Source organism: Sorangium sp. So ce693 (assembly GCF_051521375.1).
GTDB lineage: Bacteria > Myxococcota_A > Polyangia > Polyangiales > Polyangiaceae > Sorangium > Sorangium atrum.
This window is the reverse complement of record NZ_CP150347.1, coordinates 8602857-8618805: the sequence shown is the minus strand read 5'-3', so window position 1 is coordinate 8618805 and position 15949 is coordinate 8602857. Positions and strand designations below refer to the sequence as shown.

The 15949-nt window shown below is 72.7% G+C and carries 12 protein-coding genes; 3 read left to right on the top strand and 9 right to left on the bottom strand.

What is annotated here, in order from left to right:
• Positions 1 to 11: 11 nt before the first annotated feature.
• The 3 genes from WMF14_RS32060 to WMF14_RS32050 all read right to left on the bottom strand — a co-directional run bounded on the left by WMF14_RS32060 (position 12) and on the right by WMF14_RS32050 (position 4813).
• Positions 12 to 1013 (bottom strand): glycosyltransferase, encoded by a 1002-nt coding sequence (locus tag WMF14_RS32060; protein ID WP_437792409.1) that lies wholly within the window; start codon positions 1011 to 1013, stop codon positions 12 to 14.
• Between the two features lie 54 nt (positions 1014 to 1067).
• Positions 1068 to 1826 carry a hypothetical protein gene (locus WMF14_RS32055; RefSeq protein ID WP_437792407.1) on the bottom strand — a complete coding sequence of 253 codons (759 nt, stop codon included), beginning with the start codon at positions 1824 to 1826 and terminating at the stop codon, positions 1068 to 1070.
• An 86-nt stretch (positions 1827 to 1912) separates the two neighbouring features.
• The gene (locus WMF14_RS32050) at positions 1913 to 4813 is read right to left on the bottom strand and encodes a carboxypeptidase regulatory-like domain-containing protein (protein ID WP_437792404.1); all 2901 of its coding nucleotides are present in this window, start codon (positions 4811 to 4813) and stop codon (positions 1913 to 1915) included.
• Positions 4814 to 5155: 342 nt separating this feature from the next.
• Here WMF14_RS32050 and WMF14_RS32045 point away from each other — a divergent pair, with 342 nt between their 5' ends.
• Positions 5156 to 6583: a sigma-54-dependent transcriptional regulator gene (locus tag WMF14_RS32045; protein ID WP_437792401.1), complete on the top strand. Its 1428-nt coding sequence runs from the start codon at positions 5156 to 5158 to the stop codon at positions 6581 to 6583.
• A complete protein-coding gene (locus WMF14_RS32040; RefSeq protein WP_437792398.1) occupies positions 6580 to 7587 on the top strand; it encodes an ABC transporter ATP-binding protein in 1008 nt (335 codons plus the stop codon). The genes WMF14_RS32045 and WMF14_RS32040 overlap by 4 nt, the downstream gene beginning before the upstream one ends.
• 87 nt (positions 7588 to 7674) lie before the next feature.
• On the opposite strand, the gene glmM is transcribed toward WMF14_RS32040, so the two are convergent.
• From glmM to WMF14_RS32010, 6 genes are all read right to left on the bottom strand, one after another.
• Entirely contained in the window at positions 7675 to 9117 is a 1443-nt protein-coding gene (gene glmM / locus WMF14_RS32035) for a phosphoglucosamine mutase (RefSeq protein ID WP_437792396.1), read from the bottom strand.
• A gap of 306 nt (positions 9118 to 9423) precedes the next feature.
• On the bottom strand, positions 9424 to 10449 hold the full coding sequence (locus tag WMF14_RS32030; protein ID WP_437792394.1) for an SDR family NAD(P)-dependent oxidoreductase: 1026 nt from the start codon (positions 10447 to 10449) through the stop codon (positions 9424 to 9426).
• A gap of 111 nt (positions 10450 to 10560) precedes the next feature.
• A complete protein-coding gene (locus WMF14_RS32025) occupies positions 10561 to 11874 on the bottom strand; it encodes a bifunctional folylpolyglutamate synthase/dihydrofolate synthase (RefSeq protein WP_437792392.1) in 1314 nt (437 codons plus the stop codon).
• A complete protein-coding gene (accD, locus tag WMF14_RS32020; protein WP_272094709.1) occupies positions 11871 to 12728 on the bottom strand; it encodes an acetyl-CoA carboxylase, carboxyltransferase subunit beta in 858 nt (285 codons plus the stop codon). The genes WMF14_RS32025 and accD overlap by 4 nt, the downstream gene beginning before the upstream one ends.
• A gap of 10 nt (positions 12729 to 12738) precedes the next feature.
• The gene (locus WMF14_RS32015; RefSeq protein ID WP_272094708.1) at positions 12739 to 13404 is read right to left on the bottom strand and encodes a CoA transferase subunit B; all 666 of its coding nucleotides are present in this window, start codon (positions 13402 to 13404) and stop codon (positions 12739 to 12741) included.
• A 20-nt stretch (positions 13405 to 13424) separates the two neighbouring features.
• Positions 13425 to 14183 (bottom strand): CoA transferase subunit A, encoded by a 759-nt coding sequence (locus tag WMF14_RS32010; RefSeq protein ID WP_272094707.1) that lies wholly within the window; start codon positions 14181 to 14183, stop codon positions 13425 to 13427.
• A gap of 351 nt (positions 14184 to 14534) precedes the next feature.
• Between WMF14_RS32010 and WMF14_RS32005 the strand changes: the two genes are divergently transcribed.
• Entirely contained in the window at positions 14535 to 15860 is a 1326-nt protein-coding gene (locus WMF14_RS32005; RefSeq protein WP_437792389.1) for a penicillin-insensitive murein endopeptidase, read from the top strand.
• Positions 15861 to 15949: the final 89 nt, after the last annotated feature.

Below are 15949 nucleotides of genomic sequence, written 5' to 3'. Positions count from 1 at the left end.
CCGGCGCTCGCTCAGGAGGCGCACACGTAGTCGGAGCCCTCGACGAAGCCGCGCGCCGCGAGGTGGCCGCGGATGAGCGCGCGCGCCCCTCGCGCCCCCACGGCGACGACGAGGGTCTCTGCGCCGCGCTCCAGCCGCGACGGGTCGACGATCGGCGCGCCCTGCGCGATCCGGCCGATCTTGCGCGGGTCGATGTCCACGAACCGCGCGGGCGTCACGCCGTTCCGGGCGAGCGCCCTCGCCAGCCGCCGGCCTGTCTTTCCCGCGCCCCACACGGCCACCGGGCGCGCCGGGCCCAGCTTCCTCGCGAGGTAGTGCGCCTTTGCCTCGAGGAACCTCGCGATCGCGTACCGCGGATCGGCGAACGTTGCGCGCCCCTCGCGGTGCCGCCAGCGCAGGCCGAGCTCCGGGAGCTTCGCCATCCGCGCGCCCGCCGCGTCGAGGCGCAGCCACAGATCGTAGTCCTCCGCCCACGGGACCTCCCGGAACCCGCCCACCTGCTCCAGCGCGCTCCGCCGCAGCATCACCGACGGGTGGCACAGCGGCGACTCCACGAACATCTCCCGCGCGTGGTCCTCCGGGGTGACGATCGAGTTCAGCCAGTCGACGTAGCGCAGCATGCCCTCGCCGATCGGCCCGGCAGCGAACGCCTCGACGCGGGCCCCGACGACGCCGAGCCGCGGATCCCGGAGGAGCGTCTCCGCTTGCCGCGCGAGCCGCTCGCCGACCGAGATGTCGTCTCCGTCCATGCGGGCGAGGAGCTCACCGCGCGCCGCCTCCGCCGCGCGCGAGAGCGCCCGCGCGATCCCCACGCCGCCCGCCGCGATCTGGAGGACGCGGCGATCGCGCTGCGCGACGCGCGCGACCCTCGCTGGGCCGCCGTCCGTCGAGCCGTCGTCCACGGCGACCACCTCCAGGTCGACGGCGCGCTCGGCGAGCACGCTCTCCAGCGCCTCCTCGATCGTCGCTTCCGCCTGCCGGTACGGGAGCAAGACGGAGACGAGCGGCGCCACGCGGAGACCATGGCGGCGCGCCCGCGCAGCGTCCACAAGAACGGGCGCGGACGCCTAGTGCTTCTTGAAGTCGCCGAGGTGCGTGATGTACCAGCGGCCCTGCCACGAGATGATCGTGTGGACGTCCAGGCTCGCCGGCTTCCCGTCGATCTCGTACTTCAGCTTGCCGTGAAAGGAGCGGTAATAGCCGATCTTGTTGACCTCGTCCCCAGGAGGCACCCACTTCGGCTTGGACCCCACCACGAAGCCGACGAACCGCGCCCCCTCCCAGCTCTTGCGCTTCCGATGCATCGACTTCACGTCGTTCGCGTAAGCGGCGTGGAGGTTGTCCCAGTACTTGCCGGGGTCCTTCACGTCCTTGAGCGGGATGAACGGCTCCTTGGGGAACCAGAAGGGGTCGGCCAGCGCCGGTTCCTTCTTCACGATGGCGTCGAACAACGCCCTGGCTCGCGCCGTGAGCTCCTCGCTCTCGAGCGCCGGCAGGATCTTGTTGTCCGCGCGGGCGGATGTCGCGGCGCTGGGGTCGGCGCCGGCGCTCGCCTCCGCTCCTGGGCTGGGCGACGCGTCGGCCGCGGGCGCCTCGGCCGCGCGACCGCCCCCGTCCTGCGGCGGCTCCGGCGCGCCTGCGTCCTCGGGCCGAGGCGCTGACGCCGCCTCGGCCGCGCTGGCGCCTGGCGTCGCTGCTGCCGCCGTGGGCGCGGCGCCGACCGAGGAGGGCCAGGCGCTCTCGGCTGGCCGGGCATCGGGCGCCGGGGTGGGCGCCGCGCAACCCACGACCACCGCCAGCGCGGTCGCGACGACCTGCTTGATCATGCGCGTGCCCTATCGCAGCGCCCCGGCGCCGACAAGCGACGCCGAGGCGCGGCCGGATGCGGGGCCCGCCCGGCGGCGGACCTGGCTCACTTCTCCACGATGATGAACTGAACGCGCCTGTTCTTGGCCTTGTTGGCGGGCGTGACGTTCGGCGCGACGGGGCGGTCCTGTCCATAGCCCTTCGCGAGCAGCCGCGACCCGTCCACGCCGGCTCGGATCAGCCAGGCGCGCACCGCGTTCGCCCGGGCCTCGCTGAGCGTCTGGTTGTGCTCACGCCCGCCGGTGTTGTCGGTGTGCCCCTGGATCTCGACCTTGCGGATGTTCGGATTCCGCTGGAGCACGTCCGCGATCTCCTCCATCAGCGAGTTCGAGTCGCCGAGGATCTTCGCCGAGTCGGTCTCGAAGTGGATCTGCCGCGAGATCTTGATCTCGTTGCCCAGCACCTTCACGAGCGAGATCTTCGGCCGCTTGTTCACCGTGAGGGTGGCGCGCGTGTCCTCGCTCGTCCGGACGTCGGCCTCGTTGACGTGGTTCATGTAGCCCTGCGCCTCGACCTTGAGCGTCACGGCGCCGGCCGGCAGGTCGGGGAAACGGAAGGATCCGCTTCCGTCGGCCGTCGCCGTCTGCTCGCGGCCCGCTGCGTCGACGAGCCGGATCGTCGCGCCGGCGACCGCGTCCCCGCTCTCCGCGTCCTTCACCGTTCCGACGATGTTGCCCGTCTTGGGCAGCGCCTCGAGGGAGCAGTCGACGTCCACGAACGTCGGCCCCTGCGGCTGCGTCGGGCTCGGCGCAGCGCCGGGCCCTCCCGGCTGCGGACCGAAGGGACCCGGCTGCCCGGGCTGCGGGCCGAAAGGCCCAGGCTGTCCCGGCTGCGGACCGAAGGCGCCGGGCTGTCCCGGCTGCGGACCGAAGGGGCCAGGTTGCGGGCCGAAGGCGCCGGGCTGCCCGGGTTGCGGACCGAAGGCGCCGGGCTGCCCGGGTTGCGGACCGAAGGGGCCAGGTTGCGGGCCGAAGGCGCCGGGCTGCGGGCCGAAAGGCCCAGGCTGTCCGGGTTGCGGACCGAAGGCGCCCGGCTGCCCGGGCTGCGGACCGAAAGGCCCAGGCTGCGGACCGAAGGCGCCGGGCTGCGGGCCGAACGCCCCGGGTTGCCCCGGCGCCGCCCCGCCAGGGAGGATCGTCGCCTGGCAGGTGCCGGGCTTGTACCCGTTCGCCCGGATGTTGAAGGTGTACGTCCCCGGCTCGAGGTGCCTCGTGAGGAAGCGGCCGTCCGGCCCTGTCGCGTACGGCGGCTGAGCCGCGCCCTCGATCGTCACGATGGCGTCTGCCACGGCCGCGTCGGGCTTGTTCTGCTCGTGCACGAAGCCGCGCGCGAAGCTCTGCGGCGCCGGCACGAGCTGCGGCGGCTCCTTGATGATCTGCGGCGCAGGGGCCGGCGGCGGCTCCTTCTGCTTCGTATCGTACGCATAGCCAATCCCGAGATAGAGCGTCCACGGCGCCTGCGGCGCGACCTCCTCGATGAACACGGAGGTCGCCGACAGGCCGAGATCGAACGCCGCGTGTCCGGAGAGCCCGCGGAACGCCTTCTCGAACGGCGTCACCCGCACGCCGAGAGACAGCCGCGACGGCGCCGCGGCATAGCCCGGTCCGCCCTGGTTCTGCGGGTCAGGAGACGCGAAGTCGTCGAGCCCGAGGCAGACGTCGCCGCGCGACACGGTCTTCGTGTGGCACTCGTAACCCTGCCGGTTCACCGGGATGTCGAGGGTGTACTCGAGGTAAGGCTGCACCTTCGGCAGCGGCACCTCGACGCCGAGGTGGGTCTGGAAGAAGTCGACGCGGTTGATGCCGAGCCCGAACCGCTCGATCCGCGAGATCGGCTGCCGCTCGCGCCCGTCCGTGAACGCCTTCGCGCGCGCCTTCTCGACCTCCTCCACGAGGACGCCGGAGTTGTCGAGCTTGTAGCCGAGGTTCACGTTCACCCGCAGCGGGAACCCCTTGCCCTGCGGCTTGCGCAGATCGAGCGACGCGAGCCCGCGGAAGACCGCGCTCGTGCCGCCGCCGGCGAGGCCGACCTCGCCGGTCCCGTTGAGCAGGAGCAGCTGCGCCTCGCCGCCGAAGGAGAACGGCTTGCCGATCTTCGTCGGGGTGAACGCCTTCACGCCGAACGTCGTGTCGCCGAGCACCTGCAGCAGTCGCGGACGACCCTGATCGTTCGCGTTCGCGAACGTGCGGATCGACGCGTACCCCTCGAGGAAGGGCAGGGGGGTCGCGTTCAGCGCGAAGAACGCTCCGACGTGGCTCGCCGAGTCCTCCTTCGCGTCAGGACCGCACGTGATCGGGTAACCGGCGAGCGTCGACTCCGCCGGATCGCAGAGGAAGCCGCTCGTGGAGAACCAGTCGAGCAGGAACGACACCCGGAAGGTGCCCGGCGCGCCCGAGCCCGCGTACGACGTCCTGAGGAGGCCGGTCGAGCCCCACAGGTTCGGCTGTGCGGTGAGGGAGAGCGCGCGCTCCTCCTCGTCCCACGCGGTGGACCTCGGCGCCGCCGCGCTGGCCTGGAGGCCCTGATCCCCGACCGACGCCTGCGCGCCGAACGAGAAGTTCGCGTCCGGCGGCGGCTGGCCAGGCTGCTGCGGGCCGAACTGCGGCGGAGCGTCGCCCGGAAAGCCCGGCTGCGGCCCGAACTGCGGCGGAGCGTCGCCCGGAAAGCCCGGCTGCGGCCCGAAGGGGCCGGGCTGGGCGGGCTGCGGCCCGAAGGGGCCGGGCTGGGTGGGCTGCGGCCCGAAGGGACCGGGCTGGGCGGGAGGCTGCTCGGGCCCGAAAGCGCCGGGCGGCTGCGCGGGCTGGCCCGGCATCGGCTGCGGTCCGAAGGGCGGCTGCGGCTGCTGCGCCTCGGCAGCGCCCGCGAGCGTGAGCGAGCCGACGAGCGGCAGCGCCGTGAGCGCAGCGCGCCGGGGCCTGTCGGCAAACACCTTCCGAAGCGTATGCATCGAGCCTCACCCGCGAGGTCGAACAAGGAAACGCCCGCCAATCGGGACGGTGGAGACCTCGCGCGCGGCCCGTTGTATCACTCCGGGCGGCGCGTGAAACAGCGGTTTTCGCTGGCAGCAGCTCCGCGACAGGCGCGCCGCGCGGCTCGATAAGTACGGCATCACCGCGCGGGGATGCCGCGCCTTTCGGCTTCCTCTGCGCGCGTCACGGCGCTGCGCCGCCGCGCCGGCACCCCGGTCGCAAACGTGCTCGACCAGAGCGCCCCGGCGCCCCGCCGCCGCTCGGCCGGCGCCGAGCAGCCGTCCAATCCGGCAGGCGCGCATGCTAGGAAAGCCATCACCATGGCATCCCGGGGGCGCATCCTGATCGTCGACGACGAGGCCAACGCGCGCGCGGCGCTCTCCGAGATCCTCCGCGAGGAGGGGTACACGACCGAGACCGCGGCCGACGGCTTCAAGGCGCTCGGCAAGCTCGAGGAGTTCGCGCCCGACGTGGTCCTGACCGATCTGAAGATGCCCGGGCTCGACGGCATCCGGATGATGGAGAAGGCGCAGCTCGCGCTGCCGGACGCGACCTTCGTCGTGATGACGGCGTTCGGCACCATCTCGAGCGCGGTCGAGGCGGTGAAGAAGGGCGCGTACAACTACCTGACGAAGCCGCTCGATTTCTCGGTGCTCGCGGTCGTGGTCGAGCGCGCGGTGGAGCGGGCGCGGCTGCTCCAGGAGAACTCGCGCCTGCGCGAGCGGCTGCGCGAGCGCAACGCGTTCGGGCACGTGATCGCGAGCCACCCGAGCATGGCGAAGGTCCTCCGGCTGGTCGAGCAGGTGGCCCCGAGCCGCGCGAGCGTGCTGATCGTGGGCGAGACGGGCACGGGCAAGGAGCTCATCGCCGAGATGATCCACCGCGCCAGCCCGCGGGCGAAGGCGCCGCTCGTCCGGCTGAACTGCGCCGCGCTGAGCGAGTCGCTCCTCGAGAGCGAGCTGTTCGGCCACGAGCGCGGGGCCTTCACCGGCGCCGTCGGCCGCCGCGAGGGCCGCTTCGAGCAGGCGAGCGGCGGCACCCTGTTCCTGGACGAGGTGAGCGAGATCCCGCTCGCCACGCAGGTGAAGCTCCTGCGCTTCCTGCAGGAGCGGACGCTCGAGCGGGTGGGCGGCAACGAGACGCTCAAGGTCGACGTGCGGATCCTCGCCGCGTCGAACCGCGATCTGCGCCAGCGCATCGCCGAGGGTCTGTTCCGCGAGGACCTCTATTACCGGCTCAACGTCGTCACCCTGGAGATCCCGCCGCTCCGCGAGCGCCGGAGCGACATCCCCGAGCTCGCGACGTTCTTCCTCGGCCGCTATGCGCAGGAGAACGGCAAGCGGATCGAGGGCTTCACCGACGAGGCGCTGTCGGCGCTGACGTCCTACTCGTTCCCCGGCAACGTCCGCGAGCTGGAGAACGCGATCGAGCGGGCGGCGGTGCTCTGCGACGGCGCGCGGATCGAGCTCCGGCACCTGCCGGCGCAGATGTCGTCCGAGCCGACCGAGGCCGTCGACGCGATGCCGCGCGTCCCCGGGAGCACCATCTACGACCTGGAGCGCTACGCGATCTTGCGCACGCTCGAGGCGTGCAAGGGCTCGACCTCGAAGGCGGCGACGATCCTCGGGATCAGCCCGCGCAAGATCCAGTACAAGCTGCACGAGTACAGCGCGGCGAACGCGCGTGGCCGGGCGCGGCCGGGGGACGGTGCGCCCGGCGAGATCCCCGAGGGGGAGGAGGGCGCATGAGCAACGCAGCCGAGCGCATCGTCGAGCCGAGCGACCGGGGTGCCGCGCCGGCCAGCTCCGTCGAGGAAGGGGCGCCGGACGGCGAGCTGCTGATCGACGTCCGCGGCCTCCTGAAGACGTTCCAGGTGGGGTTCCTGCGCCGGAAGGCGGTCGAGGCCGTCAAGGGGGTGAGCTTCGGCGTACGGCGCGGCGAGATCTTCGGCTTCCTCGGGCCGAACGGGGCCGGCAAGACGACGACGATCAAGATGCTGACGGGCCTCATCGCCCCGACCGGCGGCGAGGCGTACCTGTTCGGCGCGCGCGTGCCGTCGCCCGAGGCGCGCCGGAAGATCGGCTTTCTTCCGGAGAACCCGTACGTCTACCCCTACCTCACCCCGCGCGAGTTCGTGGAGCTCTGCGGCCGCCTCTCCGGGATGCGCGGCGCGGCGCTGCGCAGGCGGGCGATGGAGGTGCTCGATCAGGTGAAGATCGGGTACGCCGCGGATCGTCAGGTGCGCCGGCTGTCGAAGGGGATGCTGCAGCGCACGGGGCTGGCGGCCGCGCTGGTCGCCGATCCGGAGATGCTGATCCTGGACGAGCCCATGAGCGGCCTCGATCCGGTCGGCCGCAAGGAGGTGCGCGATCTCATCTTCGCCGAGCGCGATCAGGGCCGGACGATCTTCTTCTCGACGCACATCCTGAGCGACGTCGAGGCGATGTGCGATCGCGTGGCGATCCTGCGCGAGGGCCAGGTGGTGGTGAGCGGCGCGATCCGCCAGCTGCTGCGGGGCGACGTGCTGCGCACCGAGGTCACGCTGGCGGGCGCGAGCGAACGCCTCCTGGCCGATCTCGGCGCGAAGGGCTTCGCGACCACGCGCCGGGGCGACGTCGTGGTGGTCGATGTGGAGGGCGAGGCGCGCGTGCGCGACGTGCTGCAGGCGTCGCTCGCGGCGGGCGCGCAGGTCGTCGAGGTGGCGCCGCGCCGCGAGACGCTGGAAGACCTCTTCATGCGCCGCGCGCTTTAGCCAGCGCCGTGGCCTCCGTCAGACAGCCGTAGGCCCCCGCAGAGGACACCCTCTCCGGGGGCCGGTCAGCCCCAGCCACGCCCCTGGCTACGCCGATGCCCCAGCGACGTCCTGCTTCGCGGCCTCGATGATCTCGAGCGCGTACGCCCCGATGGTCGAAGCGTCCTCGCCCTCGACCATGACGCGGAGCTTCGGCTCCGTCCCGCTCCAGCGCACGAGGATGCGCCCCTTGTCGCCCAGCGTCTTCTCGATGCGATCCACGGTGACCCGCGTCCGCTGCATGCTGTCGAGCGGAAGCCGCGTCGCGAACGTCGCGTTCTCCAGGACCTGAGGCACCCGCTGCATCGCCTTCGAGGCGAGCTCGCTCAGCGGCTTGTCCTCCTCCATCATGATGGCGAGCACCTGCAGCGCCGCCACGATGCCGTCGCCCGTCGTCGCGTGATCCAGGAAGATGAGGTGCCCCGACTGCTCGCCGCCGAACGAGTAGCCGCCGTTCCGCATGGCCTCGACGACGTAGCGATCCCCGACCGCCGTGCGGACGACGTGCCCGCTATGGGCCTTGAGCGCCCGCTCGAGCCCGAGGTTCGACATCACCGTCGTCACGATCGTGTTCCGCGGCAGCTTGCCGGTGCGCAGCATCCGGAGCGCGCAGAGCGCCATGATTGCGTCGCCGTCCACGACCTCGCCGCGCTCGTCGACCATGATCACCCGGTCCGCGTCGCCGTCGAGCGCGATGCCGATGGCCGCGCCGCGCTTCAGCACCTCGGCCTTCACGTGCTCCGGGTGCAGGGCGCCGGTCTCGCGGTTGATGTTGCGGCCGTTCGGCTTCACGCCGAGCGCCGTCACGTTCGCGCCGAGCTCGGTGAACACCGAGGGCGCCACGCGGTACGCCGCCCCGTGCGCCGCGTCGACGACGACCTTCACGCCGTCGAGCGAGAGCGCCGTGGGGAACGTGCTCTTGCAGAACACGACGTACCGACCGCGCGCGTCGTCGAGCTTCACCGCGCTGCCGATCGCCGCCCCGACCACCCGCGCCTCGTCGAGCTCGTGGCTCTCCATGAGCCGCTCGATCTCCTCCTCCGCGGTGTCGGGCAGCTTGTAGCCGTCGGGGCCGAAGATCTTGATGCCGTTGTCCTGATACGGGTTATGGCTCGCGCTGATCACGACCCCGGCGTCTGCCCGCATGCTCTGCGTGAGCTGCGCGACCGCCGGCGTGGGGATCGGCCCGCTCAGCATCACGCGCCCGCCCATGGCGCACACGCCCGACGCGATCGCGGTCTCGAGCATGTAGCCGGACAGGCGCGTGTCCTTCCCGATCACCACCCGCACCTGCCGCGACTTCCCGTGGCTCGCGACGAACGCGATCGCGCGCCCGAGCCGCAGCGCCATCTCGGGCGTCATCGGCGGCTGGTTCGCCACGCCGCGCACCCCGTCGGTGCCGAAGAGCTTGCGGCCTGTGGCCTGCTTCTGCGGTTCGCCCGTCGCCGACGGAGCGCCCTCCCTAGGATCCTTCTTGGTGTGCTTCGGCACGGTCCCTCTCTGTGGTGTGGGGCTGAGGAGACCACCCTTAGCAACCTTTGCCAAGACAGCCTACGGCCAATCGCCGCCGCGGCGACGGTGACGCAGCCTTCATCGCGCGTCTTTTGTGGCGTGGCCGCTATCGTGCCGCGTCTGCGCCGCTTTTGCGCGGCGGTCGCTATCGAGCCGCTGTTACAGCGCGGTCGCTATCGCACTGCTGTTACAGCGCGGTCGCTATCGAGCCGCTGTTACAGCGCGGTCGCTATCGCGCCGCTGTTACAGCGCGGTCGCTATCGCGCCGCTGTTACAGCGCGGTCGCTATCGCGCCGCTTCCGGCGGCGCCTCGTTGTTGCGCCGAGCGGCCTCGTTGCTCAGGCGCAGCAAGACCGACCCCTGCGCCGGCGTGCGCAGGTCTCGGCCCCTCGTCGTGCCCTCGCCGCCGCCGGGCGGCGGAAGGAGCGCGTTGATGAGGCCCATCAGCCTCACCGTCGCCTGTGGCGCGATGCCGTGCGCCCAGCTCAGCAGGTGCGACGACAGCCCGAGCTTCACCTCGGCGCGCCCCTCGCGCGCCGCCGCCACAACCCGCCGCGCCGCGCGCCGCGCGTCGATCGTCGCGATCGGCAGGGACGAGGCCAGGCCGAACCAGCCGAACTCGTGCTGCGGGCTGCCGCCGAACGTGGCGTTGTAGATCGACCCCGTGCGCATCGGCCCCGGGATCACCGTCGTGACGCGCGGGCCCCTCGCGCCGCCGTGCGTGAGCTCCGCCTGCACGCTCTCCGAGAAGCCCATCATCGCGAACTTCGACGCGTTGTACCCGAGCAGGTGCGGCACGGCGACGCGCCCGCCGATGGACACCACGTTCACGATGCGCGCCGCGCGCCCCTGCCGCCTCAGGTGCGGCAGCGCGCGCAGCGTCGTGTGGACCGCGCTCCAGAAGTTCGAGCGCATCGCCTCGTCGAGCTCCTCCACCCGGAGGTCCTGCATCGGCGCGACCTGGATCACGCCGGCGTTGTTGACGAGCACGTCGATCCGGCCGAACGCCCTCGCCACGCCGTCGATGAACGCCTCGGCCGCGGCGCGGTCGCCGAGATCGCACGCCGCCGCGTGCACCTCGACGCCGAGTGCCTGCAGCCGCTGCTCCGCCCGGTAGAGCGCCTCCGCGTCGCGGCCGGCGATCGCCACCCGGGCGCCGTGCCGGCCGAACTCCTCGGCCAGCAGCAGCCCCAGGCCGCGAGAGCCGCCCGTGATGACCACGACCCGGCCGCGCAGATCGAGCTGCCGCAGGGCGCGGAACGCCGTCCGCGCGAGCGCGGCCGCCACGAGGGCCGCCGCAGAGAAGAGCACCGGAGAACGCCGTTTCCTGAACGCCATGCCGCGGAGGACGGCATCGCCCGTGCCACGCTGCGCGCGCCGGCGGCAGCGACGCGCCTGCACATCGCGCTGCTCGAGCCCGCTTCAGAGCGTGACGACCGGATCCGCCGCGATGCCGAGCAGCGCCGAGCGCACCTCGCCGACCAGGTAGATCGAGCCGGCCACGACGACGAGCCCGCCCGGCCCGGCGGTCTCGATCGCGCGCGCCACCGCGGCGCGCGGATCGCCGATCGCCTCGCCCGGCGCGACCTCGCGCAGCGCATCGAGCGGGGCGGCCGCGCGGCCCTTCGGCGTCACATAGAGCCGACGGTGCGCTCGTGGCGCGAGCATCTGTAGCATTTCGCCCCACCCCTTGTCGGCCATCGCGCCGAACACGAGCGTGGTGAGCGCTGCCCCCGGACCCTCCTCGTCGAGCCACGCCGCGAGCGCCTGCGCGCCGTGCGGGTTGTGCGCACAGTCGAGCAGGACACGGGCGCCGCCCGCGTCGATCCGCTCCAGGCGACCGGGCCAGCGGGCCGCGGCGAGCCCACCCGCGAGCGCCCGCTCGACCTCGGGCCACCGCTCGGCGAGCTGCCACGCGATGCCGCATGCCACGCCCGCGTTCTCGGCCTGGTGCGCGCCGCGGAGGCCGAGCTCCACCTCGATCTCGCGGCGCCCCGGCCCGGCGACGCGCGCCCCGCGACCGCCGCGCCCCACCGCGATCTCGCCCGCGCTCCCGACGCGCTCCGCCCGCGCGACGCGGAGGCGAGGCCCGGCGCCGATCGCCTGTGCCGCCGCCTCGATCGCGGCGTCGGCCTCCGGATCGAGCGGGCCGAGCACCGCGGGCGCGCCCGGCTTGAGGATGCCCGCCTTCTCCCGGGCGATGTCCGCCAGCGTCGGGCCGAGCACGGCCTGGTGGTCGAGCGCGATCGACGTGATCGCCGTGCAGAGCGGCGCCGAGATCACGTTCGTCGCGTCGAGCCGCCCGCCGAGGCCCACCTCGAGGATCGCGAGGTCGACGTCCGCCTCGCGGAAGGCCACGAACGCGGCCACCGTCAGCGCCTCGAAGAACGTGAGCGGCGAGGGGACACGCTCGAGCGCGGCGGCGAGCGCGCGCTCGAGCGCCGCGTCGCCGATCGTCTCTCCCTCGACGCGGATGCGCTCGGCGAAGCGGGACAGGTGCGGCGACGTGTAAAGGCCGGTCCGCAGCCCGGCCTTGCGCGCGATCGACTCGACCATCGCGCACACGCTGCCCTTGCCGTTCGTGCCGGCGACGTGCACCGCGGGGAGGCCTTCGTGGGGATCGCCGAGCGCGGAGAGCGCCTCGCGGACCCGGCCGAGCCCGAGCTCCATCCCCCGCGGCGCCCGCTGCCCGAGCGCCTCGATCAGCGCGGGCAGCCGCGGCGCCGCCGAGGTCATCGCCGCGCCCGGCGGTTGGACGTGAGGTGCTGGAGCAGCGTCCCGATGTACGCCTTCATCTCGGGGCGCGGGACGATGGCGTCGACCATCCCGTGGTCGAGCAGGAACTCGGATCGCTGGAAGCCCGCCGGCAGCGTCTGCCGGATCGTGTTCTCGATGACCCGCGGGCCGGCGAAGCCGATGAGCGCCTTGGGCTCGGCGATGTTCGCGTCGCCCAGGAAGGCGAAGCTCGCCGCGACGCCGCCCGTCGTCGGGTGGAGCAGCACCGACAGGAACGGCAGCCGCGCCTTTCGGTACCGCTCGAGCGCGGCGACGCTCTTCGCCATCTGCATCAGCGAGAGGATGCCCTCCTGCATCCGCGCGCCGCCCGACGCCTGGAGGAGCACCACGGGGAGCTCCTCGCGCGTCGCGCGCTCGAACAGGCGGGTGATCTTCTCGCCGACGACCGAGCCCATGCTCCCGCCCATGAAGGCGAAGACGAACGCGCCGTAGGCGATGTCGCGGCCGCCCAGCCTGCCGCGGCCGATCTCGATCGCCTCCTTCGCGCGGCCCTTCTTGTGGAGCGCCGCGACGCGGTCCCTGTAGCTCTTGCCGTCGCTGAACCGGAGCGGGTCGTTCGGGACGAGGTGCTCGTCCCACGCGGCGAGCTCGCCGTCGTCGAGCAAGAGCCTCCGCCAGCCGTCGGCGTCGAGCTTGTGGTGGTGGCCGCACTGCGAGCACACCTCGAAGGTGCGCGCGAGCTCGGCGGCGTCGTGCGTGTGCGAGCAGCCGTCGCAGCGACGGAACACGCCCGCTCCCAGCGAGCGCTTCTCGCTCGCGTCGGTCGTCGGCAGGGTCTTTTCAGGCCAGGTCATCGGCGAGCCCTCAGGCGCTCCGCAGGTCCATCTCCTTCACGTCGGAGGGGACCCGGAGCGTTGGTTGTGTCTTCTCCTGCACCTCTCGGGCGCTCACGCCGGGCGCGAGCTCGCGCAGCACGAGCCCCTCGGGCGTCACATCGAGCACGGCGAGATCGGTGATGATCCGGTGGACGACGCCCCGCCCGGTGAGGGGCAGCGAGCACTCGTCCAGGATCTTCGGCGCGCCGTTCTTCGCCGCGTGATCCATGATCACGACGACGCGCTTCGCGCTCACCACGAGATCCATCGCCCCGCCCATCCCCTTCACCATCTTGCCGGGGATCATCCAGTTGGCGAGATCGCCCTTCTCGGAGACCTCCATGGCCCCGAGGATCGCGAGATCGATGTGGCCGCCCCGGATCTGCGCGAAGGACTCGGCGCTCGAGAAGATCGCGGAGCCGGCGAGCATCGTCACGGTCTCCTTGCCGGCGTTGATGAGATCCGGGTCCTCCGCGCCCTCGATCGGGTAGGGGCCGATGCCGAGCAGCCCGTTCTCGCTCTGGAGCACCACCTCGATCCCCGCGGGGATGTAGTTGGCGACGAGCGTCGGCATCCCGATGCCGAGGTTGACGTAGTAGCCGTCCCTGAGCTCCAGCGCGGCGCGCTGCGCGATCTGTTCCCGCGTGAGTCCCATCGTGTCCCCTGTCCCCGCGCCTAGGCGGCCGACGCCTTGCGCACCGTCCGCCGCTCGATCCGCTTCTCGTAGCGCTCGCCCTGGAAGATCCGGTGCACGAAGATCCCGGGCGTGTGGATGTGGTCCGGGTCGAGCGAGCCGACGTCGACGAGCTCCTCCACCTCGGCGATCGTCACCTTCGCGGCCATCGCCATCATCGGGTTGAAGTTCATGGCCGTGTGGCGGTAGACGAGGTTGCCGAACCGGTCGCCCTTCCAGGCCTTCACGAGCGCGTAGTCGCCGCGGATGGCGGGCTCGAGCACGTAGTCGCGGCCGTCGAACTGGCGCACTTCCTTCTTCTCGGAGTACCTCTTCACCGCGCCGCCCGGGCCATAGAGCACGGGCAGCCCGCCCTCGCTGATGGCCGTGCCCGCCCCGGTCGGGGTGTAGAACGCAGGGATCCCGGCGCCTCCGGCGCGGATGCGCTCGGCCAGCGTGCCCTGCGGCGTGAGCTCGACCTCGAGCTCGCCGCTCAGGTACTGGCGCTCGAACTCCTTGTTCTCGCCGACGTACGACGAGATCATCTTCCGGATCTGCCGGTTCTGAAGGAGGATCCCGAGGCCGAAGGCGTCGACTCCGCAGTTGTTGGACACGACCACGAGATCCTTCGTGCCGAGCTCCCGGAGCGCCGCGATGCAGTGCTCCGGGATGCCGCAGAGGCCGAAGCCGCCCGAGAGGATCGTGGCGCCGCCCGGGATGTCCCCCACGGCATCCAGCGCGCTCTTGTAGACCTTGTCCATGGCCGACCGAGAGGTAGCCCAACTGGCCGCGAGGCAAAAGCCTCCGCTGCCGCCGCGGTATGCCGTGGCGCCGGCGCCGCAGCGCGGCACAGGGGCCGGGCGGCGCCGGCCGCGACGCGGCGCCGCGCGGTGATCCGCGCTTCCGGCGAACGACGGAAGCTCGCGTGTGTCCCGGGTGCATGAGGCTCTCGTCGCGTCCGCCAGCGCTCATTCAGCCAGCGCTCGTTCAGCGCTCGTTCAGCGCACATTCGGCGCACGCTCGGTGCACGTTTCAGGAGCGGCCCTCGGAGGGCGCGGCCAGGCGGCGCCGGCTTCTTGGCCCGGCCCACCGAAACCCCGTAACGCACCGGTGTGCCTCGACCGCTCTCCGTGCTGTTCACGATCCTGGCGCTCTCCCTCTCCGGCTCCCGGGCGGCCGCCGCGGCGCCGGATGCGCCGGCGCGCTCGCACGCGCGCCCCACCGCGGAAGCAAAGCCGCGGGACGCCGCCGCCGCCGCCGGGGCGCGCGGGGCGACGAAGCGCGCGCCGCGCGCGCGGCTCGCGAAGGACGACGTCAAGGGCCACCGCCCCCGCGCCGGCGACGCGGGCCCGCGCTCGCCCGAGCCGGCCACGAAGAAGGCCGCGCCCCAGGCGCCCGCCTCGTCGGTCGGCCATCCCAACGAAGGGCGCCTCGAGGGCGGCGTGCGGCTCGACACCTCGCGCAAGGACATCCGCGTCGTGCCCGCCTACGCCGGCGCCGACGTCCGCTGGGGGCTGCCGGCGCTCGTCGGCATGATCGAGCGCGCGGCGCGCGGCGTGGCCAAGCGCTTCCCGGGCGCCGTGCTCGGCGTCGGCGATCTGTCGCGCCAGCGCGGCGGCGACGTCCACCGCCACAACTCCCACGAGAGCGGCCGCGACGTCGACCTCGGCTTCTACGCGCTCGACGCGCGCGGCAAGCAGGTCCACGCGCCGGTCTTCCTGCGGTTCGACGCCCGGCTCGTCTCGACCAACGTGCCCGGGGCGCGCTTCGACCTGCCGCGCAACTGGCTGCTCGTGCAGCACCTGCTCACCGATCCCCGCGCCCGCGTGAGCCACATCTTCATCTCCGATCCGCTCCGGTCCGCGCTGATCGCCCACGCCAAGCGGATCGGCGTCTCCCGCGCGCTGCTCGTCCGCGCGCAGCTCGCGATGATGCAGCCCACGGGCGCCGAGGCGCACGACGACCACATGCACGTCCGCATCTCCTGCCCCGCGGCCATGCGCGGCAGCTGCATCGAGCTCGCGAAGAACGCTCCCTCCCACGCCCGCGCGCGCATGGCGAGGAAGACGGACAGGGCGCTCCGGACGCCGTCACCGCCCGCGCGCGCGGAGGCCGCGCGCCCCTCGAAGGCCGCCGCGGCGCCCGCGCCCGAGCGGCCCCGCGAGGCCGGCGCCGGCCGGCGCGACCCGGCGCAGCCCTCGCGCCGCGACGACAGGCGACCTGAACGGGAAGCCCGCCGCGCCGCCCCGCGCGCCGCTGCCGACGCCGAGGCGCTGCCGCTCGCCGCCTCGCGCGCGGCGGCGCAGCAGCCGATGGGCGGCCTCGATCTGTCGTTCCTGCGTCCTGCTGCGTCCGAGGTGGAGATCGAGGCCGATTCGGACGGCGCCGACGCGAGCGGCGCGCTCGACGACAGCGGGGTGCTCAAGATCACGGACTGAGATCTGCCGGGTGCCGTTCACTACAAAAGCGGCAAAGAGTAGGTAACGCAATGCATTGCAGGAAGTTCCGCAATCTCTGACCTGGGCGC

Coding starts and splice junctions, on each gene's coding strand:
- WMF14_RS32055 (WP_437792407.1), bottom strand. CDS start 1,826: ATGATCAAGCAGGTCGTCGCGACCGCGCTGGCGGTGGTCGTGGGTTGC.
- WMF14_RS32050 (WP_437792404.1), bottom strand. CDS start 4,813: ATGCATACGCTTCGGAAGGTGTTTGCCGACAGGCCCCGGCGCGCTGCG.
- WMF14_RS32045 (WP_437792401.1), top strand. CDS start 5,156: ATGGCATCCCGGGGGCGCATCCTGATCGTCGACGACGAGGCCAACGCG.
- WMF14_RS32040 (WP_437792398.1), top strand. CDS start 6,580: ATGAGCAACGCAGCCGAGCGCATCGTCGAGCCGAGCGACCGGGGTGCC.
- WMF14_RS32025 (WP_437792392.1), bottom strand. CDS start 11,874: ATGACCTCGGCGGCGCCGCGGCTGCCCGCGCTGATCGAGGCGCTCGGG.
- accD (WP_272094709.1), bottom strand. CDS start 12,728: ATGACCTGGCCTGAAAAGACCCTGCCGACGACCGACGCGAGCGAGAAG.
- WMF14_RS32015 (WP_272094708.1), bottom strand. CDS start 13,404: ATGGGACTCACGCGGGAACAGATCGCGCAGCGCGCCGCGCTGGAGCTC.
- WMF14_RS32010 (WP_272094707.1), bottom strand. CDS start 14,183: ATGGACAAGGTCTACAAGAGCGCGCTGGATGCCGTGGGGGACATCCCG.